Raw genomic sequence first — 19,888 nt, forward strand, 5'->3', positions numbered from 1 at the left:
TGAACCTGGGTCGCCTCAGCGACGGCCTGACAGCGAGACCGCATATTTGTGCGTCGTCGGCTGCAGAAATGCATCGAAACTCACGGGCTCGACAGCCGGGTCAATGACCAGCATGGCGCTTACAGAAAAATTGAGGAGCTGCCGCTGCTCATCGTCATGCAATGCAACTGCAACATTGCGCAGCCGAGGCTCGTGCCGCTCGATCGAAAGACGTATTGCCTCGCAGATCTGATTCTGATCTGTGGTGCTATCGAAGCTGGCGCCAGCGAAGTCACGCAAGCCATAGGTCATCACTGATGAGCGGGCCTGCGGGAATCCCTGCGTCACCTCCTCGAGAAGCCCGATCCGGCTGTTCAGCAAGGACTCGACGTCGCGTGCAACGCTCGCCTTCATCTGCTCCAGACTCAGGCCACGCGACATCGGGTCAGCCTCGACTTCCACATGGTCGTCGAGGAGACGCTCGAACAATGAAGGTGAGAATCGGAGCATCAGAGAATTTCGGCCTTGGAGATTTGCCGCCTCAAGAAATCACAGCACCAGAGGCATCCATAGAGCCACCAACAAAAAGGGCGAGCGCTGGGCTCGCCCCCCATAGAACTCTTGAGAATCAGGCGTAAATGGCCGTGTTGTTCTCGAGGTTCCATTCCTTGGTCATCTTCTGACCTTGGCTGCCGTCGATCTTGATTTCGTCGTAGCTCCATGCAATCGCGGAGTACTTCAGGCTGAAGGTCTCGCCAGGCAGGCCTTCAGAGCTCACCGAGTTCGACACGGAAGAAACAATCACGTTCTTCAGCTTGAGGTGCCAGTACTTCTTGCGGTTCTGAGCACCAGAAGCGGTGTTAGAACCAAAGGCGCGGTAGAAGTGCACTTCCACTTCCTTGATGACCGAACCCGAAGAGCAAGCCACCAGCAGGGCCGGGGTTGCGTAGTCGATGTCTTTGGTGAACACCAGCTCGCCGTGCTCGACACGCTCCGAGGTGTGGCCGCCTGCGGTCGAAGCCGTGGCCGACTTCGGCTGGCGAATCAGATGGTTGAACGAACTGACTTCAACGGTGCCCGGATGGGTCTTGTCGCGGCTGTCGCCTTTGATGGTTCCGGCCTTGAAGTCAACGTAGATGTCTTTCATGTTTTCCTCTCCTTAGTTAACGATTAGCTCTTTGCCGACTGCGGGAGTTCCGCAACCAAACGAAGAGACACTGTCAATTCGTCCAACTGGAAATGCGGACGAATGAACGACACGGCGCGGTACTGGCCCGGCTTGCCCGGAACCTCCGAAACCTCAACCCGCGCCTCACGAAGCGGATACTGAGCTTTGACGTTCTGAGTCGCTGCGTCATCCGTGGTGATGTACTGTTGAATCCACTTGTTCAGGAACATCTCGACGTTGTCAGCCGACGCGAAGCTGCCCACCTTGTCGCGCATCATGGCCTTCAGGTAGTGGGCAATGCGGCACACAGAGAACATGTACTGCAGCTGGGCCGAAAGCGCCGCATTGGCGTTGGCGGCGGGGGTGTCGTACTTGCGGGCTTTCTGCGTCGATTGCGCGCCGAAGAAGGCCGCGTAGTCGGTGTTCTTGCAATGCACCAGCGGGATGAAACCGAGGTCGCTCAGTTCCTTCTCGCGGCGGTCGGTGATCGAGATTTCTGTCGGGCACTTCAGGGCCACCTCGCCCTCGTCGGTCTTGAACGTGTGTGTCGGCAGGTCTTCAACCAAACCACCACCTTCGACACCGCGGATTGCCGCGCACCAGCCATAGGATTCGAACGCCGCCGTAAGACGTGCACCGAATGCATAAGCGGTGTTGATCCACAGGTAGCGGCTGTGGTCGCTGCCGTCCACGCGCTCGACGAAGTTGAAGCCTTCGGTCGTCAAGCCGTCCTTGGGGTTGAACGGCAGGCGGCCCAGGAAGCGCGGGAGCGTGAGCGCCACATAGCGCGCGTCTTCGCTTTCGCGGAATGACTTCCACTTGGCGTACTCGACGGTGTCGAACACCTTCGACAGGTCGCGCGGCTTACCCAGATCGGTAAACGACTCCAAGCCAAACAGCTCGGGCGAAGCCGCCGAAATGAAAGGGGCGTGCGCGGCAGCCGCGACGTGCGCCATTTGCTCGGCGAAGTAGAGATCCTCAGCCTGGCGGCCGATGTCGAAGTCGCCGATCAGCGCTCCGAACGGGGCGCCACCGAAGGTCCCGAACTCTTCCTCGTAGACCTTCTTGAAGAGAACGCTTTGGTCGAAATCGATGGCCGTCTTGAAGTCACGGACCAGTTCCTTCTTGGTGGCATTGAGCAGCTTGATCTTGATCTGCTCGCCAGTGCTGGTGTGTTGGCAGAGGTAGTGCAGGCCGCGCCACGACGATTCGAGCTTCTGGAACTCCTCGGCGTGCATCACTTCGCTCAACTGAGCGGAGATCAGTTCGTCGAGTTCAGCCACTCGGGCATCCAGCGTGGCCGAGAGATTGTCGGAAACGACCACCGTCCCCTGGAGAACCTCTTTCACCAACTCGCCGATGATGTCCTTGGCGCGATCGTGCTCTGACGTGGTCTTGGCGACCTTGCTGTGAGCGACGATCTCGTCGAGCAGGCCGGGCTCGGCAACGGCCACGTCTTGTGCTTGTGCTTGAAGTGCTGCGCTCATGGCTTACTCCTGTGCGGTTCCGGCTTCCTGGCCAAGTTGCTTGAGCTTCTCGGTGTTGCTCAGCACATCGCTGAGGACGTCTTCAAGCTTGTCGTTACCCGCCAGCTTGTTGCGCAGGTCGGAGAGCTTCGTTCGAGCCTCGAGCAACTTGCGCAAAGGCTCGACCTGCTGAACGATCGACTCCGGCTTGAAGTCGTCGAGCTGGTCGAAGCTGAGGTTCACGGCGAACTCACCACCATCCGGGCTCAGCTTGTTCTTCACGCGATAGCTCGCCTTGGGCGCCATGCCTTGCATGACGTCGTCGAAGTTGTCGAGATCAACGCTGACGAACTTGCGCTCCTTCAGCTTGGGCTGGGGGTTGTTCGGGTCTTGCTGACCCGTGAAATCACCCATCACGCCCATCACAAAGGGCAACTCCTTGCTCTCGATGGCGTCACCAATCTCGACGTCATAGGAGAGCTGAACGCGGGGCGGGCGCACCCGCTCTAACCGCTTTTGAACGCTGTCTTTCTTGGCCATGAAGATGTCCTCTCTGCTGTACTGGGTTGAACGTCTCAGCCCTTGAGGGCATCGAAGGGATTGCGCTTGGGCTCGGCCGCTGCGGGTGCCACCGTTGCGGGCGGCGACGACACGGGCGCTGGCGGGGCCGCCCGGCGCACAGGCGGGCGGACCGGGGGCTTCTCGGAAGGTGGTGCGACAACCGTGGGTGGCGGGAGGATCGACTCGCCCAACGCGTCGCGCATGATGCGAGCGAGGGACTGGGCCTCTTCACGCGCGCTGCCACCCAACGCATTCGCGAACCGCAATTGTTCGAGGGCAGCCGCCGAAACACGCAAGCCACTCACAGCCATGATGCTCTTGGCCGTGACATCGGTCGTGTCACGTTGCAGCACTTCTTGCGAGGCCGAAATTGCGGCGCCGTAGTTGCGAGCATCGAACTGCGACTGTGCAATGCGAGACCATGGCTCTTTCTTGGATGGGTCTGCCTTCGCGGCCTGCTCGTACAGGCCCATGGCCTCGACGATCCCACCTTTGCGGTGGGCCTCGTCGGCAGACACCATGAGTTCAGCGTAAGAAGGCGGAGTGACCGGGCTCAATGGCGTGGTCGCGAGACCTGCGCAACCGGTCAGGGCTACAAGCCATGCCGAAACCACGCAGATGGCCATTCGTCGGCGGGCACACCGTACAGAAAACTTCACCAATCAACTCCCTGAACAACTCGCTGAACGGCTTGCGTTGCGAGCCTTGTGACGACGCAATAGCCCGTGAGTCTGATGCGGTAGGGCCGGATTAAATCTCAAAACTATTTGGCACTTCTCAATGCTTACTTGATGTTACTGAGGGCCTCGTGGCCTGCCATCCCTCTCATGGGGGCGCGAGAAGAAACTGAGTGTTTGCGCTGTTGGCGCGCCCTAAACTCCGCGCTCTCTCAGCGCTGCGAGTGAGCGCGCGGGCCAGCAATTCAGTGCAAATGATGTCAACGATGAATGAGCGAAGCAGCGATCGATGCGCACGCAGCCGGATGCTGCTCATCGCTCTTCCGATCGCGCTGGCAGTTGCCGGATGCGAGACGGCAAGCAAGCTTGGCGAGGGCTTCGGCAACATGGGAGACAAAGCGCTGGAAACCATCGGCTTCAAGAAGCCTGAAGCGCCCGCCATGCCTGAGTTGCCCGAATCGGCCAAGCCAGCGCGCCACCTCAGACTCAAGCTGGCCGCCAGTGACTCGCTCAATGTCGACGCCAACGGTCGCTCGCTTTCTCTCGTGGTGCGCGTGTACAAGTTGCGCAGCCCGGCGGCGTTCCTCAATGCCCCTTACGAAACATTCGGAAACACGGCGAGAGAGAAGCAGGCCCTTGCCGACGAGTTGATCGAAGGACGAGAGATCGTTCTCTTGCCTGGCCAGAAGCAAGAGCTCAACGAACGCTGGGCTCGCGAGGCGCCTTACGTGGGCGTCGTTGGCTTGTTCCGCGCTCCCGCGGCACAAAGGTGGCGCTATGCGTTTGCGCTCGAATCTGCCCAGGCCGACCCGGGCCTGGTGATCGGCGCTCACGCCTGCACCTTGAGCGTCGCATCGGGTGAACCAATTGGCGTGTCGCCCGCGGCCATGAAGCTCGGCAGTTCGACATGCAGCATCAGATAACCAACACAGGAAGGTAGATCTTGATTCCGACTTCAAAGGTCCTGTGGGGCGAAGGCCTGTTCCTCAGACCACAACACTTTCAGCAGCAGGACGCGTATCACGAGTGGCGTGTCGCGCAGGCGGTTCGTGGCCTGCACCCCTATGCATGGGGTGTACACAGCATCAAGGTCGACACTGACGCCCTGCAAGCCGGTCGGCTGCGTCTGCTTGAACTCAACATGCTCCTGCCCGACGGCGAGTTCTACAACGCACCGTCTGAGGACGAATTGCCAGAGCCTCTAGCACTGGACGCCGCATTCGCGCAGGGCAATGAGCTGGTCCTGCATGCCGCGGTGGCGCCACTGCGTACCAAAGGCAGCAACTTCTCGACGAACCGAGAACAGGCGGACACCGCAACGCGCTATTACCAGGTACAGCGCGACATTGAAGATCAGTTCACCGACGCCACCGCGGCGCAACTGAGCGTGCTGGGCAAGTCGGTGAAGCTTGTGTCCGAGCATGAGCCGCGCAGCCACCTCGTCAGCCTCCCGGTGCTTCGCGTGCGGCGTAACGCCACGGGCGGCTTCGAACTCGACCCGAAATTCATCCCGCCAGCCGTTTCGATCCAGGCATCGCCCGTGATGTTCTTGCATCTGCGCCGCCTGCTCGATGTGCTTCAGGCCAAGGTCGACGCGCTTTACGGCTTTCACCGCGAGCCATCGAAAAACGTTATCGAGTTTCGATCAGGCGATGTGGCTTCCTTCTGGCTGTTGCACACCGCGAGCGCGGCATATGCCTCGCTGTCGCATCTGATGCGGCACCCCGGCCTCCACCCCGAGCGTCTGTTCCAGAACCTCTTGGAGTTGGCGGGCGCATTGCTGACCTTCTCACGCAGTTTCAGACTGGCCGACCTGCCCGCTTACGAGCACGGCAACCCGGCGCCAGGATTCTTCAAGCTCGACCACATCATTCGCGAGTTGCTGGAGACAGTCATCTCCACCCGCTACTTCGCGATCACCCTGTCAGAGGTTCGGCCCTCGTTCCACCAGGGCCGGCTCGATGCCCAGCAGATCAGCGGCTCCACGAAGCTCTATCTCGGCGTGAATGCGGCGATGCCGCCGGCGGAGCTGGTCGAGGCTGTGCCATTGCGCTTCAAGATCGGCGCGCCCGAAGACGTCGAGAAGCTTGTCCTCTCTGCCATGGCAGGCGTACCCATCACGCACGCACCGCAAGTGCCGGCGGCCATCCCGGTTCGCCCGGGGAGCTACTACTTCGCGATCGAGCCGCGCGGTGCGCTCTATGAACGAATGCTCCAGGCCCAAGCGGTTTCGTTGTATGTGCCTAGTGGCATCTCGGATCTCCAACTCGAATTGATCGCGATCAACTCATGAACGCGCAAACCCCACAAGCTCCTTCCCTATTCAACGCCGGGACCGCACCGCACGCCGGGCAGTTCAGCGGCGGCGCTCCACGCGAGGCCAGGACACTGCTCGACCTCATGTACGACGGCTTCTACCTGCTGTTTCTTCTGCGGGCCAAACAGGGACCAGGTGACGCGGATGCGTTCCGCACCCACATCAAGGACTTTCTGACCTCGGTGGAACGCGGCGCGACCAAGCTGGGCAGTGCCGCCGAAGACGTTCACCTGTGCAAGTACGCCTTCTGCGCCACGGTCGACGAACTGATCCTGATGTCGCAGTTCAAGGTGCGAGATGCATGGCAGCGTCAGCCGCTTCAACTTCAGTTCTTCGGCGAGCAACTGGCGGGTGAGCAGTTCTTCGCCAAGCTCGAAGCACTGCGCCGCGAAGGAGGCTCCCGCATCCAGATCCTCGAGGTGTTCCACATGTGCTTGCTCATGGGGTTCCAAGGCAAGTACCTCATCGAGGGCAGCGAGAAGCTCAACTACCTCACGGCCCGGCTCGGGGACGAGATCGCGCATCTCAAGGGCTCACGCGCCGCCTTTGCGCCGCACTGGGCACCCCCCGATCAGGTCAGCAACCGCCTCAAGAACGAGGTGCCTCTGTGGGTGATCGGCTCAGTGTTTGCGCTGCTGGCTGCTCTTGCATTCACCGGCATCCGCTGGCAGCTCTCGCGAAGCACGCAGCGCGATCTAGCCACTTACCAAGACGTGGTGAAGCTCGCACCCCAGGCCGCCCACGTGACGATCACGCTGCCATGAGCGAATGAACAGGCGCATGGGCATGCACCGATGAGCACGGTGCGTGGCTAGCGTGGCACCGGCCACGCAATGGACAGGGAGATAACAACATGAACCTCACCTCACTCAACGCAAGCACTGCCGATGGGCTTGGCCGCCTCAAGGCCATGCTGAGCATCAGCCAGCACAAGCGCATACTGCAGATCGAGACGGCACTGCCGAGCGCGACGCTCGTCGTCGAACGCGCGCAGTGGTCCGAGTGCGTCAGCGGGCATGTGGCCTCGGCCGACCCGCTCTCTGCGCTGGTAGCAACGGTCGATTGCCTGAGCAGCAGCGCCAACCTTGAACTCAAGGCGCTGATCGGCGAGCAGATGAGCCTGCGCCTCATGCTGCCGTCTGGCGCGTACCGCACCTGGCATGGCTACGTCGCTCAGGCCGCGCAACTCGGAGCCGATGGCGGCCTGGCGCGGTACCGACTGCAACTGACGGCCTTCACGCACTTCATGGCATTGCGCGCCGACAGCCGCGTGTTTCTCGGCCAACGAGCCGACGAGGTCATCAGCTCCGTCCTGCGCGCCTATCCACAGGCCAACTTTCGCCTCGACGTCAGCGCCGAAGCGCTCGACGCCACGCCCCGCCGCGGCACGATCACCCAGTACCGCGAAACGGATGCCGCCTTCGTTCAGCGCTTGCTGGCAGAAGAGGGCTGGAACTGGCGCCTGGATCACATCGACGACGACAAGCCACTCAGTGCCGCCAAGTCGGCCAAGCACTGCCTGGTGATCAGCGACCCAGTCGCGCAACGGGTTGACCTGGGCTCGCTGCGGTTTGGGCGACCCGATGTGCGCCAAGGCTCACCCCTGCCTGCCGGGTTGGTCGAAGACACCATCACCGCGCTGGCAATGGAGCGCGTCGTTCGGCCCAATGCAGTCACCAACGCGGCTTGGGACCATCGCCAGCTCGCGGGCGTGAGCGCCGAGGTTCGCAGCAGCCTGGACGCCGGGGACATCCCCTCACTTGAGATCTACGACGGCAGTGGCGAGCGCCGGTTCGTGCAGCACGAAGCCAGCGACGACCAAGCCCACCCGCCAGCTGCGGAGCGCCAGGCCAGGTTGTCCATGGCTCGCCATGAGCTTCGCTACAAGCAGCTCAACGGCGAAGGTGCCGTGCGCGCGCTCGTTCCAGGCGCGAACTTCACGCTGACCGGCCACAGCCTCTACGGGCCCGCCAGCCCTCGAAGCGACAGCCAGTTTGTGGTGCTCAGCGTGCACCACGAAGCAGCCAACAACCTGGGCAGCGAGGCAGCTCAGATCTTGCGGAGCAACCAACTCGAGGCGGGCTCGTACACCAACCGGTTCGACGCGGCTCCCGCCGCGGCCACGCTCGCGCCTGGCGCGCAACCCAAGCCCCGCGCGCCGGGCGTGCAGACCGCACTCGTCGTCGGCCACGAGAACGACGCCGTCACGACCGAGCGTGATTTGCGCGTGCGTGTTCAGTTCCCATGGCAGCGCGGTGGCGTCCCTGTGCCTGGCGGATTCGAGGGCCCCATGACACCAGGCCAACAACCCACCGGCCATGCGCCCGGAGACGCGGCCGCGAGCCAATGGGTCCGCGTCGCTCAACCCAGCGCCGGCGCCAACTGGGGCGCGGTGTTCATGCCGCGCATCGGCACGGAGGTGCTCATCGAGTTCATCGAAGGTGACCTCGACCGACCGCTGGTCATCGGCCAGTTGCACAACGGCGCAGACGCCCTGCCCTGGCCTGCGGGCGTCGACTCTGGCGCCAACCACCCGGGCACGGTGTCGGGCTGGCACAGCCGACCGCTCGATGACGACGGCATCAACCAATGGGTGGTCGATGACGCCACCGGCCAGTTGCGGATGCGCCTGGCCAGCCAGAGCGGCGGCTCACCCTGGAGCGAGCTGAGCCTGGGCCACATCATCAGCCAGGGGTCGGGCAGCGCGCAGCGCGGTGCCTGGCTGGGCTCGGGCTTTTACGCCCACACGGACGGCTGGGCCAGCCTGCGCGCCAGCCAGGGGATGCTGCTGTCGACCACGGCTCGCGCCGGCAGCTATGGCAGCGCTCAGGGCAGCCAGCTCGACGCGCAGGAGGCCACCGCGCAACTCAAGAGCGCCCAGCAACTCGGCCAGGCTTTGGGGCAGGCCGCACAGGCCCAAGGCGCACTCGCGTTGCCCAGCCACGACGCCAAGGACACCGAGGCGCTCCATGCGCTTCTCGATGCTATCGACATCACCCGCAACGGCAAGCACGCGAACGAGCAGCACGGCTCAACCCGCGATGCAAACGAGCCGGTGGCGCAGTTCGCCAAGCCGTTCATCCTGCTGGACACGCCAAGCGCCGCGATCACCGCCAGCCCCGCTGGCATCGCCAGCTACTCGGGCCAAGACACCACGCTCGTGGCGCAGTCGGACATCCACGCCGCTGCAGCGCACACGCTGAGCCTGGTCTCGGGCGAGACGACGAGCCTGTACACGCACGAAGGCGAGCTGCAGGCGATCGCCGCCAACGGCAAGCTCTCGCTGCGCGCGCACACCGATCAACTGGAGTTGCTGGCCGACAAGGAGATCACAGTCATCAGCGTGAATGACGAGATCACCATCACCGCCAAGGAGCGCATCGAGATGGTGGGCGGGGACTCGAAGGTGGTGCTCAGTGGGGGGGACATCGAGTTTGTGACGCCGGGGGCGTTTACGGTCAAGGCGGCGAGCCATGAATGGGCTGGGGGTGGGAACGGCGCTGCAAGCCTCACCGCCCTTCCAACCGGGCAAGCAGGGAAGTCAACTCACTTCGTCGAACTTGACTACCGTTACAGCGACATGGATCCGATCGTTGGCGCGGACTACAAGGTGACCTTCGCAGATGGGTCCACCCGCACAGGCAAGCTCGATCAACGCGGTTTCGCGCGCCTGGATGGTGTGCCAAACGGTCCGTATGAGGTGACCTATGGCGAAGACAGCCGGCAGGCGTTCGCGAGGCTCGATCGTGGGAGCAATGCGCTGGCCGGCCAATCTGCCACAGGCGAAGAACAAGCCAATTCTCTGATCGCGAAGTACCTCGCACAGGAGGATGAATTCCTCAAAGAGAACTTCTTCAACGACGAGATCGCCGACATGGCCACCGAAGTACCTGAGTACGGCGGCACCAACGCCCCCGCGTTCGAGCATCACTACAACGCCTATCTGACCGAGCAGGAACTCAAGGAAGTTGCGGCACAGCAAACGACGTATACCGAGCGCCATGAGCAAGCCGCGGAGGAACAATCGTGAGCGGAGCCACCAGCGCCATCAATGCGCCCAATGCTGGCCGCGCGGCCAAGGCCTTGTCGCAAGCCGATGACGGCATCGGCAAATGGCTGAAGGATCTCGTCACTGGACAAGGAAGCTCGCCCGCGCACATCATCATCACGGGCGTCATTGGGGTGGTACCCGGCTTGGGGCAGGCCTTCGACGTACGCGACTTGATTCTCGGAATCATCGCGCTCTCGGCCAGCCCCGCCAATCCGCTCATCTGGGTTGATCTCCTCATCACGTTGGTTGGCTTCATTCCGGGCCTGGGGGATGCCTTCAAGGTGTGCTTCAAGCTCGTACGACAAGGCCATGGCGTGGGCCGTGTGCTCGATGCTCTTCGTGCCGTGCTCAAGGGTGACGTCGACAAATGGCTGCGCAACATCAACTGGAGCTCGGTGGCCCAGCAATCCAAGAGCACGCTCGACGGCACCCTCAAGGCTTTCATCGGCGGCCTGGACTCGTGGGCAGTGAAAATCGTGGCTGGCAAGGGCAACGTGGATCTGCTGATCAGCGAACTGAAGGGCATTCAGCGCATCGCACCCAAGCGTCTTGACGAGGCACTGGAAGAACTGAAGAAGTTGCATAAGAAGATCCTCGACGACATTGCTCCCGTCAGTACCGCCAAGACGGGTAGCGGAGGCTCGGCCAAGGCCGCTTCGAACGCCGCTGACGCGAAAGCGGGAGCTCCGTCGCCGACATCGACCCAACGCACTTCCGGGAGCACACCGAAGAGGCAGGATCAAACGGGTCGCAATCAAGGCGGCCCTGACACACGCAAAGCCGACCAGACGCGCGAATCCAAGAAGAAGCGAGACAACTGGTACAGCGGTGTGCTGCCGGAACACATTGCTGACTACCACGTCGCCAAGCACCACAGCAACTTCAAGAAGGTCAACGACCACGGACGCAAGGTTGAGGAGAGAGACGGTGCGCGGGGGCCAGGCATCGACCACATCTGGCGAGTGAGCACCGTCAACCCAACCGTGTTCGCCCAGACCGGCAAAGGCGGCAAGCCATATGTGATTGCAGAGACCAAGGGGAGCCTGATCGGATCGTTTGCCTTCTTGGCGGCGCTCACTCCGGAGATACGTCAGCATTTCGACGCACTACGTGCAGATGAGGCCAGTGGAGCCGGCCCGAACGCCTTCGGCAACGAGCAGCGTGACAACGCTCCGGCCAAGAAAGCTGAGGTTCAGAGTGATCAGGGGCTCACGAAAGGCGGGCGCGATGAACACGGCAAGCGCCAGCAAGGGTTGAACAATGCGAATGAGAGAACTGGGCTTGCGACGCAGATGAGTCACGAGTGGATATTCAGGAACGCGATCTCCGATCGGACTCTCGACGCGGCAAACGCGCGTTCCCTGCGCTCCCAAATCACGGACTTTCTGGAAGGCGACATCTCCTGCCCGTATCACCGGTGGGTGATCATGGTGACAGGACGCCAAAAGCACCTCCATGAATCTTCGAAGAAGACTCCTCCACATGTTCACAACGTTCAAAAGCCAATCGTCGTGCTGCCAGACGCGCCGAACTTTCTGCGAAGATAAACAGGCATGAAGATGCTTATCAGATCCGAGAGCGAGTTCGCTGCGCGTGCGCGCAGCAAGTTGCTTTCGTTTTCCCAGTACGCGGACGAAGCGGGTGATATGGAGGCTCGCATCCCCAAGGTGACGGGTCGACTTGTTGACCCCGCTTGGCGAAGTGGCAAGAGCTCCGGGGAGATCCAAAGCGCGGCCTATGCCCGTGCGACCCACGGGGTGAACCTCGCAACGATCAACTACACCGCTGGCGGTGCGGTCGATCTCATCGCCAAGGCATATCCAGATCTGGTCAACTTCTGGGAGGAGTTTTCTCAGTTCGACACGGCGTACCAGGAGAGTTCCGATCACCATGGAGCCGTCGTCGCGCATCTGTCATTGCAGGGGAACTACGGTTACTACGACGCATTGAGGCTAGCGTGCTTTGCGTATCTCCTCGGGCACACAGAACAGATCTGCCGCATCAAGTCTGTCCTCGATCACGGAAATCCGGATCGTGACTGTCTGATCGAACGCCTCCTTCAACCCTTCGGACTCGCGGTTGATCCACTGCCGGACGACTCCACGCGCGAGCTCCCTTATCGCAACACCATCAAGATCTTCAACGCAGCCCCGAGTGAGCGGCCTGCCTTGATGAAGCGGTATCTGGAGAAGTGGTACGAGGCCTCTCGCCGCGAGTACTACCACGGCACGCACGAGGGCAGCGCGGTGTTCCTCGGCTACTGGAGTTTCGAGGCGGGCGCGATCACCTACCTGCTCGACATCGACGACACCAGCTACCGAGACCACGAGTTCTACCCGCGCGACATGGTGGATTACGCGCGCAGCCTGCCCCGACCGGCGGTGTTGAGCGATGGTGCCAATCTGGATGTTACGCGCCTGCGCTGCGCCGCTGGTGAGTCTTGCCTGCGCAACGGCTTCTGGTTCACGCCAGCACAAGCCGGCAGCCGGCGCTACTTCAAGCAAGGCGATGTGATGCCTGAAGTCGGCGGCGACTACGGAGCCACCGTTTGGCAGTGGGATCAGAACCAGGACCCGCCCAAGCTGTGACAGCCGTACCGCATCCGCGCAAGCGCCTCGCTCAACGAGGGTAGAGAAGCCTTCCGGACAACCCCTGCTACTTCATGAACAATGCGTTCGCCGCTCGCATCACCGCGCGGTTATGCGTACAGGAGGCAGCCGTGTTCTCTCACATCTTTGTCGGCGTCAACGACTTCGATCGCGCGTTGGGCTTCTATACCCCGCTGATGGCGGCCCTCAGCATCGAGGCGCGGTTTTGCGAGCCCGACAGACCCTGGGCGGGCTGGCAATCGAGCCCCGAGGCTCGGCCGCTGTTCCTCATCGGCAAGCCCTACGACCAACTCGCGGCGCAGCCGGGCAATGGGCAGATGGTGGCGTTCTTGGCGCAGACGCGTGCGCTGGTGGACGAGGCTTACGCGGTCGCGCTGGCGCATGGCGGAGCGTCTGAAGGCGCGCCGGGCCTGCGCCCGGAGTACCACGCCAACTACTACGGCGCCTACTTCCGAGACCCGGACGGGAACAAGCTGTGTGTGGCCTGCCACGCGGCGCAGGGCTGAACCGGCGCAGTGGCTGATGGCATGAGCGCCGTCATCCCGCAGGCGCTGAAGTGGACGGGGCGGCTGGCGCTGGCGATCATTGCGCTGCTGGCTTCGCTGGTCTCGGCGTACTTCGCAGTGGCTTATGGGTTGGTTCTGGTGCCAGCCGAACCGAAGCAACAGGCCACGCCGCCTGATCCTGTCGTGGTGCAGGCGTATGTGCTCTCCAATGGCGTACACACGGATCTGGTCTTGCCGCTGCGCGCACAGGGCGTGGATTGGTCGGTGGTGTTCCCTTCGGCGCATCTGGCGCGTGACCCTGGCCCACAGGCGGCGTACGTGGCGATCGGCTGGGGTGATCGCGAGTTCTATCTGCACACGCCGCAGTGGCGTGATCTGACCTTGGGGCGGGCGTTGCAGGCGCTGTCGGGCAGCGGGCGTTCGCTGCTGCATGTGACCCATCTGCGAGCGGCCGATCTCCACGGGCCGGGCAGCTACGCTCTGCCGTTGACGGCCGCGCAATACGCCGCACTGGTGGCCCGTGTGGAAGCGACGCTCGCGCGCTCGCCCGACGGCCGCGTGACGCATCTGCCCGGCCAGCACTACGGTCCGCACGATGCGTTCTATGAAGCGCGCGGCAGCTACGACCTCTTCACCACCTGCAATGCCTGGACAGGCCGCGCGCTGCGTGACGCGGGCGTGAAGGTGAGCGTGTGGACGCCGCTGGCCTCGCAGGTGGTGTGGCATCTGCAGCCCGCGGATTGAGCGTCGATCAGGCAAATCGGCCTTGTAGAAACCACGACATCCCGAGCGCTGCGACGGTGGGCCGCTCGCGGAAGATCCAGACGAGCGCGCCTTCGGGCGTTTGCGCGATGAAGTAATCGCGCTCGGCGAGGCGCTTGTCCCACCAGCCAGCTTCGATGCGTTCGGGGCCGCTCAGCAGGCGCAGGGGCTGGCCGTCGAGTTCGGGGCGCATGCGGCGCTCGGGCAAGACCTGCGGTTGCGTCAGCACCCACAGCGGGCGTGTCAGTCGATGGCTTTGCCTCCGAAGCAGGCGCTGTGGGATTTCATCTTGATGACGATGCGGCAGCAGCGGCTCGGCGGGTGGCGTGGCCGTGTCGCATTCGGGCCGGTGATCGGCCAATGGCCGCAGGCACTGCACCTGTTCCTGGCCGAGGCGTGCCTGCAAACGCTCGATCAGGCGCGTGAGGCCGGCACGTTCGCTTTGTACTGTGGCGAAGAGCTCGGTATTGGGCGGCGGCTGGTGCGCGATGTCGTCGGCCTGCAGCGCCAGTTCGAGCGTGGGAGCGGGCAGCTGCAAGGCGGCGAGTCGCTCGCGCAGCAGCACCAGCATGTGAGCGGCATCGCGCGTGGGCTCGGCCAGGGCGAGTGCAAGCTCGGTGTGCGGGCGCGCGTGGCCCCAACGGGGCTCGTGCTTCATCACCAGGCAGAACCGCCGCACGAAGGCATGCCGGGCTGACAGCCAGGCCACCATGCGGGCGAGCAGCACCTGCGCGCCGTGAAGCAGTTGATCGGTGGTGTCGGCACGCGCAAAGAGTTCGATCTGGCTGCGAAACGACTGCGGCAGGCTGAGTGGTTCGCGGGGGTCGGGCCGGTCGCCGTAAGCGCTGTCGAGCTCATCGAGCAGGGCTTGGCCGAAGCGCTGCGCGAGCCCGGTGCGGGGCAGCCGCCGCACATCGCCCAGGGTGTGCAGCCCCATGCCCTGCAGGGTGTCGCCATGCTCGGCGGCCGTGGCGAGCAGCGCCGGTGGCGCTGCTCGGAGCCGCCTGGCCAAGGCGGCCCGGTCGGCGCAATGTTCGCCAGGGCACCAACGCGACAAGAACGCCGCCCCCAGGGGAGTGGGCGCGCTGGCGCAATGCACGCGATGGCCCAGCGGCGTGACAGCCGCATGCAGTTTGTGGAGCAAGGCCTCGCGCCCGCCAAAGTAACGCAGGCTAGCGCGCACCTCCAGCAGCACGCCCTGAGGCAAGGCAAGGCTGACACTCGGCGTAAAGGCCAGCGCCGCATGCGCCACACCAGTCAGCGCGGCGAGATCACGTTGCGCATCGGTCTGGCCCAGCAGCAGATGCGGCGCCAGCGACAAGGCGGTGGCGCGCTTCATGCCCGGCTGCACGCCCAGGGCCTGCGCGCTCAGGCTGGCGCTGAGGATGCGGTGAGCATCCAGCAAGGCCAACGGTTGTGCCGCCTGGGCGGGTGGCAGCGTCGCCGCGAAGGATTCGAGCGACAGCCATGGCAGATGCAGAGCGACCCAGAGCATGGCAGCAAGAGATCGCGCAAGAAGAGCGCATCACGCCAGGTTGACGAAGGTGGCGCCGCGCAACGTCGATGTCGATGTCGATGTCGATGTCGATGTCGATGTCGATGTCGATGTCGATGTTGTAGATGCGGCCGTTCCGGTTGCCGTTGGCATCGCAGGCTGAGCAGTGCGACCAGGCACATGGCTCACGGTTTGCGCACGGCGCAGGGCCGCAGGTGATAGCACCGGCGGCAGCGAAAGATGAATTGGCCGCAGCAAAGGCGGCCCGCGCCGCTTGAGCACGCGCAGCGCCAGTTGATCGGCCCCCGCCGGGTGCAGAGCCAGGCGCAGCGGTGCGGGGCTGGCATGGGCTTGCGCGGCCATCTCGCGCAGCATGAAGGCCGGGCCGTCGTGCGCGTGCGCGGCCAGTTGCAGGCGGCGCAGGCGCTCGCTGCGCAGCGGCTGCGGCAGCCAGGCCACCACCGCACCCACATGCCCGCTCTTGAGGGCCTGCTCCAGTGCCCACAGGCGGTCGGCACCAGGGCGCACTTGCAGGTGGGTGTGGACGACGAGGATCTGCTCCACATCGAACCCCAGTTCGGCCAGCGCAGGGGCGGACAACGCAGCCGGCGGGTCGAACATCATCACCAGGCGGCCGTCGCGCTGGATGGCCGCCAGGCTGGCCGCCAGCAGGCGGATCTCGCCGATGCCCGGGTGCGGCAGCAGCAGTTCGGTCAGCGCGCGACGCGGCCAGCCACCACCGGGCAGTTGCGCATCGAGCGCGGCAAAGCCACTGGGCAAGGCGTGCTCGGCCGCACGGCCCAGTTGATCGGCCCGCCACAGGCTGGCATGCAGCACCTCGGGCGCCACCAGGGCCGGCCGGAGCGGCCGCGGCTGGGCCGCAGCCGGCGCCAGGGGCGGGTGAGGCTGAGGGTCCGGCAGGGGGAGGAAGGCATCCATTGCAAATACTGTATGCCCATACAGCTGTTCGCGCAAATCCTGAGCGCTTTCATGCCTTGTTTTTGGCAACTTGATTATTGCTTTTGGCAAGTATCATGGCGCATGCCTCACGCCGACGCCCTCGACCCCATCGAAGCCGTGCGCGCCTTCAATCGCTTCTACACGCGGCGCATCGGGGTGCTGCACGAAGGCCTGCTCGATTCGCCCTACACCCTGGCCGAATCGCGCCTGCTGTGGGAGCTGGCCCACCACGAGCACCCCACCGCCACCGGCCTCGCCCGCGCGCTCGATCTCGATGCCGGCTACCTGAGCCGCATGCTGCGCAGCTTGAAGGAGCAAGGGCTCGTCAAGGCCAGCCGCTCGAGCGCCGACGCACGCCAGATGCACCTGAGCCTCACACCCACCGGGCGCAAGGCGTATGCACCGCTGCACCAGCGCTCGCGCGAGCAGGTCGGCGACATGCTGAACGCGTTGCCCGAGGCACAGCAACAGCAACTGCTGCAGGCCATGGCGCGCATCGAGCAACTGCTGGGCGAGTCCGCGGCATCGCAACGCAGCGCGCCTTATCTGCTGCGCCCGCACCACCCGGGAGACATCGGCTGGGTGGTGAGCCGCCACGGCGCGCTCTACGCGCAGGAACACCGATTCGACATGCGCTTCGAGGCGCTGGTGGCACGCATTGCCGCGGATTTCGTCGAGCGCTTCGACCCCACTCGCGAAGCCTGCTGGATCGCCGAACGCGACGGCCAGAACGTGGGCAGCGTCTTCCTCGTGCAAGACCGCGATGAAGCCACGCAAGCACCCGTGCCCGGCACGGCCCGGCTGCGCATGCTGCTGGTCGAACCCACGGCGCGCGGCCTGGGCCTGGGTGCGCGCCTGGTGGATGAATGCGAGCGCTTTGCGCGCATGGCGGGCTACGAGCGCATCACCCTGTGGACCAACGCCCACCTGCTCACCGCGCGCAACATCTATCGCAAGGCGGGTTACCGCGTCACCGCCAGCGAAGCGCAGCGCAGCTTCGGGCTCGATCTGGTCAGCGAAACCTGGCAGAAGGAACTCACGACGCGGGCCGAGCACCGAGCCGCTCCCAAGCCGGCGCGCATCCCCTTGGGGGATCGCCAGAAGTATTCGTCGGGCGAGGGGCCGACATGACTTGCGATTGCGGCGCGAAACGCGCCTACGCCGATTGCTGTGGCCGCTTCCACACCGAAGGTGGCCCACTGCACCTGCAGGCGCCCGATGCCGAGGTGCTCATGCGTTCACGCTACAGCGCGTACGTGCGCGATCTCATCGATTACCTGCTTGCCACCTGGCACCCGAGCACCCGCCCCGCCACGCTGGAACCTAACCCGGCCGGCCTGCGCTGGTTGGGGCTGGAGGTGAAGTCGCATGCCACGCAGGACGACACGCACGCCACCGTGGAGTTCGTGGCCCGCAGCAAACTCGGCGGGCGCGCCCACCGGCTGCACGAGACGAGCCGCTTCGTGCGCGAAGACGGGCGTTGGTTCTACGTGGACGGTGACCTGCGTTGATGCGAGAAGGTCCGGCGCCGGGCCGCCCCAAGCCGGACGGCGCCCCTTGGGGGCAGGAGCGAAGCGACTGGGGGGCTACGCAAACTCGCGGCGTACGCCAGCCGACATCAGCCGGCGCATGATCCACGCGAGGAAGGCGCAGGCGCCGAGCGTGACGACCACGGCCATGACGCGCACGGCGGTCACGAACCCGCCGAACACGCCTTGCGCCTGCGGTGGCAGCGTGACGCCGTCGAGCGTGCTGCTCACCACGGCTTGCATCATCTCGTGCTGCAGCCACAGGCCCACGAGGTTGGCGATGATGGCGACGGCCATCAGGCCGATGAAGATGCGCCGCGCCCAATCGAGCCGCATCAGCAGGCCGATGGCCGAGGCCAGCGTGGCCAGCGAAACCACGGCGCCCGCCGCAATGACCCACGGCATGTAGGCCACGAGCAGGCCGGTCAAGACCGAGTCGCTCGACATCGGCAGCATCGAGAACAGCATCGCGTTGCGCACCACCACCGCGAAGCTTGCAACCATCGCCAGCAGGATGAAGACCCATGCCGTCGTGGTGACGAACATCGATCGGGCTCCGACAGCGATGGTGGTGGGCATGGCGTGCTCCTGCGCGTGCTTTTGATGGGGTGCGCCCATTGTCAGAAGCGCGATCGCAGGTGTCATTCCCTTGCGCTGGGGCACCCCCGTGTTGCAGGGGGACGTGTGTGCGCAAGGCGCCACACCCGCGTGGCCAAGTGCTCAAAAACGGCGCATCACCCGAAGCGCACCGCGTGGATCGGCGGCAGGTTGTTCGACACGCAGGCCCACGTGTCGCCGCCGTCATCGCTCGCCCACAGGTTGCCGGTGGTGCTGCCCATCAGCAGCGCACTGCCGCTCGAATCGACCGCCAGGCCGTGGCGGTAGATGAGGTCGTAGCAGTCCTGTTGCGGCAGGCCGGTGCGCAGGGCCTCGAAGCTGCGGCCGCCGTCGCGCGTGCGGCTGACGAAGAGCGCGCCGTCGACCGGCACGCGCTTCTCGTCTTTCACCGCGGGCACGAACCACGCGGTGTCGGGGTCGCTCGGGTGCGCTGCCACGGCAAAGCCGAAGCTGGAAAGGGGCGCAGCCACCTCGTGCCAGCTCACCGAGCCATCTGTGGACCGGAAGATGCCGTTGTGGTGCTGGCACCAGAGCGCCGTGGGATGCGCTGCGCAGGCAGCGATGGCGTGCGGGTCCTGGGTGTTCTCGTCTTCGGCCTGCTCCGGCGGCATGAACTCGGCGCGCATGCCCTTGGCCTGCAGCCCCCACTCGGTCGTGCCGGCGCTGCTGCCCCACACGCCCCCGCAACTGATGCCCAGCAGCAGTTCGCCGGAGCGCGTGGGGTGCGGCAGGATCGAGTGAATGCCCGGCACGTCGTAGCCGCCGCCGAACCAGCCCGCGCGCTCGGGCCGCGACCAGAGCGACTCGACCAGCTGCCACGACTCGCCGCCGTCGCCGCTGCGGAACAGGCCACCCGGCAGCGTGCCGGCCCAGATCGCGCCACCCATGGCTTCGAGCGCCCAGATCTGCACCAGCTTCCAGGGCACGCCTTCCGCCTCGGGCGGTTGTGGTGGATACGCCGGCGTGCCAACCTCTTGCCAACTGACCCCCGCGTCGTCCGAGGCATGCACCTTCACGCCGAAGTGGCCGAGGTTGAGCGCCGCCAGCATGCGCCCGCCGCCATCGAGTGGCGGAAGCAGCATCGACACCGGTTCGGCGAGAAAACTCACGCGGGCGATCTCCCAGCGGCCGCCCTTGCGCGCCAACTCGAACAGGCCCTTGCGTGTGGCCACCCAGGCGCGTTGCATCAT

19 protein-coding genes are annotated in these 19,888 nt (G+C 64.4%); 10 read left to right on the forward strand and 9 right to left on the reverse strand.

The annotated features are described in order from the left end of the window. Positions 1-15: 15 nt before the first annotated feature. From tssE to AC1KAR_RS18860, 5 genes are all read right to left on the reverse strand, one after another. Positions 16-489 carry a type VI secretion system baseplate subunit TssE gene (gene tssE / locus AC1KAR_RS18840; protein WP_480320513.1) on the reverse strand — a complete coding sequence of 158 codons (474 nt, stop codon included), beginning with the start codon at positions 487-489 and terminating at the stop codon, positions 16-18. A gap of 118 nt (positions 490-607) precedes the next feature. Further along, a complete protein-coding gene (locus AC1KAR_RS18845; RefSeq protein WP_480320515.1) occupies positions 608-1,126 on the reverse strand; it encodes an Hcp family type VI secretion system effector in 519 nt (172 codons plus the stop codon). Between the two features lie 23 nt (positions 1,127-1,149). Next, entirely contained in the window at positions 1,150-2,634 is a 1,485-nt protein-coding gene (gene tssC / locus AC1KAR_RS18850) for a type VI secretion system contractile sheath large subunit (protein WP_480320517.1), read from the reverse strand. Positions 2,635-2,637: 3 nt separating this feature from the next. Then, positions 2,638-3,153, reverse strand: a complete 516-nt coding sequence (gene tssB, locus AC1KAR_RS18855; protein WP_480320519.1) for a type VI secretion system contractile sheath small subunit — start codon at positions 3,151-3,153, stop codon at positions 2,638-2,640. Between the two features lie 35 nt (positions 3,154-3,188). Continuing rightward, positions 3,189-3,695: a hypothetical protein gene (locus AC1KAR_RS18860; protein ID WP_480320521.1), complete on the reverse strand. Its 507-nt coding sequence runs from the start codon at positions 3,693-3,695 to the stop codon at positions 3,189-3,191. A 461-nt stretch (positions 3,696-4,156) separates the two neighbouring features. Between AC1KAR_RS18860 and tssJ the strand changes: the two genes are divergently transcribed. From tssJ to AC1KAR_RS18900, 8 genes are all read left to right on the forward strand, one after another. Further along, the gene (gene tssJ / locus AC1KAR_RS18865) at positions 4,157-4,774 is read left to right on the forward strand and encodes a type VI secretion system lipoprotein TssJ (protein ID WP_480320523.1); all 618 of its coding nucleotides are present in this window, start codon (positions 4,157-4,159) and stop codon (positions 4,772-4,774) included. A 20-nt stretch (positions 4,775-4,794) separates the two neighbouring features. Next, positions 4,795-6,144: a type VI secretion system baseplate subunit TssK gene (gene tssK / locus AC1KAR_RS18870; protein WP_480320525.1), complete on the forward strand. Its 1,350-nt coding sequence runs from the start codon at positions 4,795-4,797 to the stop codon at positions 6,142-6,144. Then, positions 6,141-6,932: a type IVB secretion system protein IcmH/DotU gene (gene icmH / locus AC1KAR_RS18875; protein ID WP_480320527.1), complete on the forward strand. Its 792-nt coding sequence runs from the start codon at positions 6,141-6,143 to the stop codon at positions 6,930-6,932. The genes tssK and icmH overlap by 4 nt, the downstream gene beginning before the upstream one ends. An 89-nt stretch (positions 6,933-7,021) precedes the next feature. Further along, entirely contained in the window at positions 7,022-10,198 is a 3,177-nt protein-coding gene (locus tag AC1KAR_RS18880; RefSeq protein WP_480320529.1) for a type VI secretion system Vgr family protein, read from the forward strand. Beyond that, entirely contained in the window at positions 10,195-11,766 is a 1,572-nt protein-coding gene (locus AC1KAR_RS18885) for a hypothetical protein (RefSeq protein WP_480320531.1), read from the forward strand. The genes AC1KAR_RS18880 and AC1KAR_RS18885 overlap by 4 nt, the downstream gene beginning before the upstream one ends. A 6-nt stretch (positions 11,767-11,772) precedes the next feature. Then, positions 11,773-12,807, forward strand: coding sequence for a PoNe immunity protein domain-containing protein (locus tag AC1KAR_RS18890; protein WP_480320533.1), 1,035 nt, complete (start codon positions 11,773-11,775; stop codon positions 12,805-12,807). Between the two features lie 131 nt (positions 12,808-12,938). Then, positions 12,939-13,334, forward strand: coding sequence for a VOC family protein (locus tag AC1KAR_RS18895; protein ID WP_480320535.1), 396 nt, complete (start codon positions 12,939-12,941; stop codon positions 13,332-13,334). Between the two features lie 21 nt (positions 13,335-13,355). Further along, entirely contained in the window at positions 13,356-14,078 is a 723-nt protein-coding gene (locus tag AC1KAR_RS18900; RefSeq protein ID WP_480320537.1) for a TIGR02117 family protein, read from the forward strand. A gap of 7 nt (positions 14,079-14,085) precedes the next feature. On the opposite strand, the gene AC1KAR_RS18905 is transcribed toward AC1KAR_RS18900, so the two are convergent. Then, complete coding sequence (locus AC1KAR_RS18905) at positions 14,086-15,591, reverse strand: Y-family DNA polymerase (protein WP_480320539.1); 1,506 nt, start codon at positions 15,589-15,591, stop codon at positions 14,086-14,088. A gap of 30 nt (positions 15,592-15,621) precedes the next feature. Continuing rightward, a complete protein-coding gene (imuA, locus tag AC1KAR_RS18910) occupies positions 15,622-16,530 on the reverse strand; it encodes a translesion DNA synthesis-associated protein ImuA (protein WP_480320541.1) in 909 nt (302 codons plus the stop codon). A gap of 102 nt (positions 16,531-16,632) precedes the next feature. Between imuA and AC1KAR_RS18915 the strand changes: the two genes are divergently transcribed. Together AC1KAR_RS18915 and AC1KAR_RS18920 are read left to right on the forward strand one after the other, a co-directional pair. Beyond that, on the forward strand, positions 16,633-17,682 hold the full coding sequence (locus AC1KAR_RS18915) for a bifunctional helix-turn-helix transcriptional regulator/GNAT family N-acetyltransferase (RefSeq protein ID WP_480320544.1): 1,050 nt from the start codon (positions 16,633-16,635) through the stop codon (positions 17,680-17,682). Beyond that, entirely contained in the window at positions 17,679-18,062 is a 384-nt protein-coding gene (locus tag AC1KAR_RS18920) for a YchJ family protein (RefSeq protein ID WP_480320546.1), read from the forward strand. Before AC1KAR_RS18915 ends, AC1KAR_RS18920 begins: the two co-directional genes overlap by 4 nt. 75 nt (positions 18,063-18,137) lie before the next feature. Here the strand turns inward: AC1KAR_RS18920 and AC1KAR_RS18925 are convergent, their stop codons facing one another. Both AC1KAR_RS18925 and AC1KAR_RS18930 read right to left on the reverse strand, forming a co-directional pair. Beyond that, positions 18,138-18,659: a hypothetical protein gene (locus tag AC1KAR_RS18925; RefSeq protein ID WP_480320548.1), complete on the reverse strand. Its 522-nt coding sequence runs from the start codon at positions 18,657-18,659 to the stop codon at positions 18,138-18,140. Positions 18,660-18,814: 155 nt separating this feature from the next. Continuing rightward, positions 18,815-19,888, reverse strand: a complete 1,074-nt coding sequence (locus AC1KAR_RS18930; protein WP_480320550.1) for a WD40/YVTN/BNR-like repeat-containing protein — start codon at positions 19,886-19,888, stop codon at positions 18,815-18,817.

This window comes from Piscinibacter sp. PDB1-1, from assembly GCF_056675995.1.

Bases quoted from the DNA above. Each gene is read 5' to 3' on its own strand.
- AC1KAR_RS18905 (WP_480320539.1), bottom strand. From the start codon at position 15,591: ATGCTCTGGGTCGCTCTGCATCTGCCATGGCTGTCGCTCGAATCCTTC.
- tssC (WP_480320517.1), bottom strand. From the start codon at position 2,634: ATGAGCGCAGCACTTCAAGCACAAGCACAAGACGTGGCCGTTGCCGAG.
- icmH (WP_480320527.1), top strand. From the start codon at position 6,141: ATGAACGCGCAAACCCCACAAGCTCCTTCCCTATTCAACGCCGGGACC.
- AC1KAR_RS18900 (WP_480320537.1), top strand. From the start codon at position 13,356: ATGAGCGCCGTCATCCCGCAGGCGCTGAAGTGGACGGGGCGGCTGGCG.
- tssE (WP_480320513.1), bottom strand. From the start codon at position 489: ATGCTCCGATTCTCACCTTCATTGTTCGAGCGTCTCCTCGACGACCAT.
- AC1KAR_RS18890 (WP_480320533.1), top strand. From the start codon at position 11,773: ATGAAGATGCTTATCAGATCCGAGAGCGAGTTCGCTGCGCGTGCGCGC.
- tssB (WP_480320519.1), bottom strand. From the start codon at position 3,153: ATGGCCAAGAAAGACAGCGTTCAAAAGCGGTTAGAGCGGGTGCGCCCG.
- AC1KAR_RS18915 (WP_480320544.1), top strand. From the start codon at position 16,633: ATGCCTCACGCCGACGCCCTCGACCCCATCGAAGCCGTGCGCGCCTTC.
- tssJ (WP_480320523.1), top strand. From the start codon at position 4,157: ATGCTGCTCATCGCTCTTCCGATCGCGCTGGCAGTTGCCGGATGCGAG.
- AC1KAR_RS18920 (WP_480320546.1), top strand. From the start codon at position 17,679: ATGACTTGCGATTGCGGCGCGAAACGCGCCTACGCCGATTGCTGTGGC.
- AC1KAR_RS18930 (WP_480320550.1), bottom strand. From the start codon at position 19,888: ATGATGCAACGCGCCTGGGTGGCCACACGCAAGGGCCTGTTCGAGTTG.
- imuA (WP_480320541.1), bottom strand. From the start codon at position 16,530: ATGGATGCCTTCCTCCCCCTGCCGGACCCTCAGCCTCACCCGCCCCTG.
- AC1KAR_RS18925 (WP_480320548.1), bottom strand. From the start codon at position 18,659: ATGCCCACCACCATCGCTGTCGGAGCCCGATCGATGTTCGTCACCACG.
- AC1KAR_RS18880 (WP_480320529.1), top strand. From the start codon at position 7,022: ATGAACCTCACCTCACTCAACGCAAGCACTGCCGATGGGCTTGGCCGC.
- AC1KAR_RS18845 (WP_480320515.1), bottom strand. From the start codon at position 1,126: ATGAAAGACATCTACGTTGACTTCAAGGCCGGAACCATCAAAGGCGAC.
- AC1KAR_RS18860 (WP_480320521.1), bottom strand. From the start codon at position 3,695: ATGGTGTCTGCCGACGAGGCCCACCGCAAAGGTGGGATCGTCGAGGCC.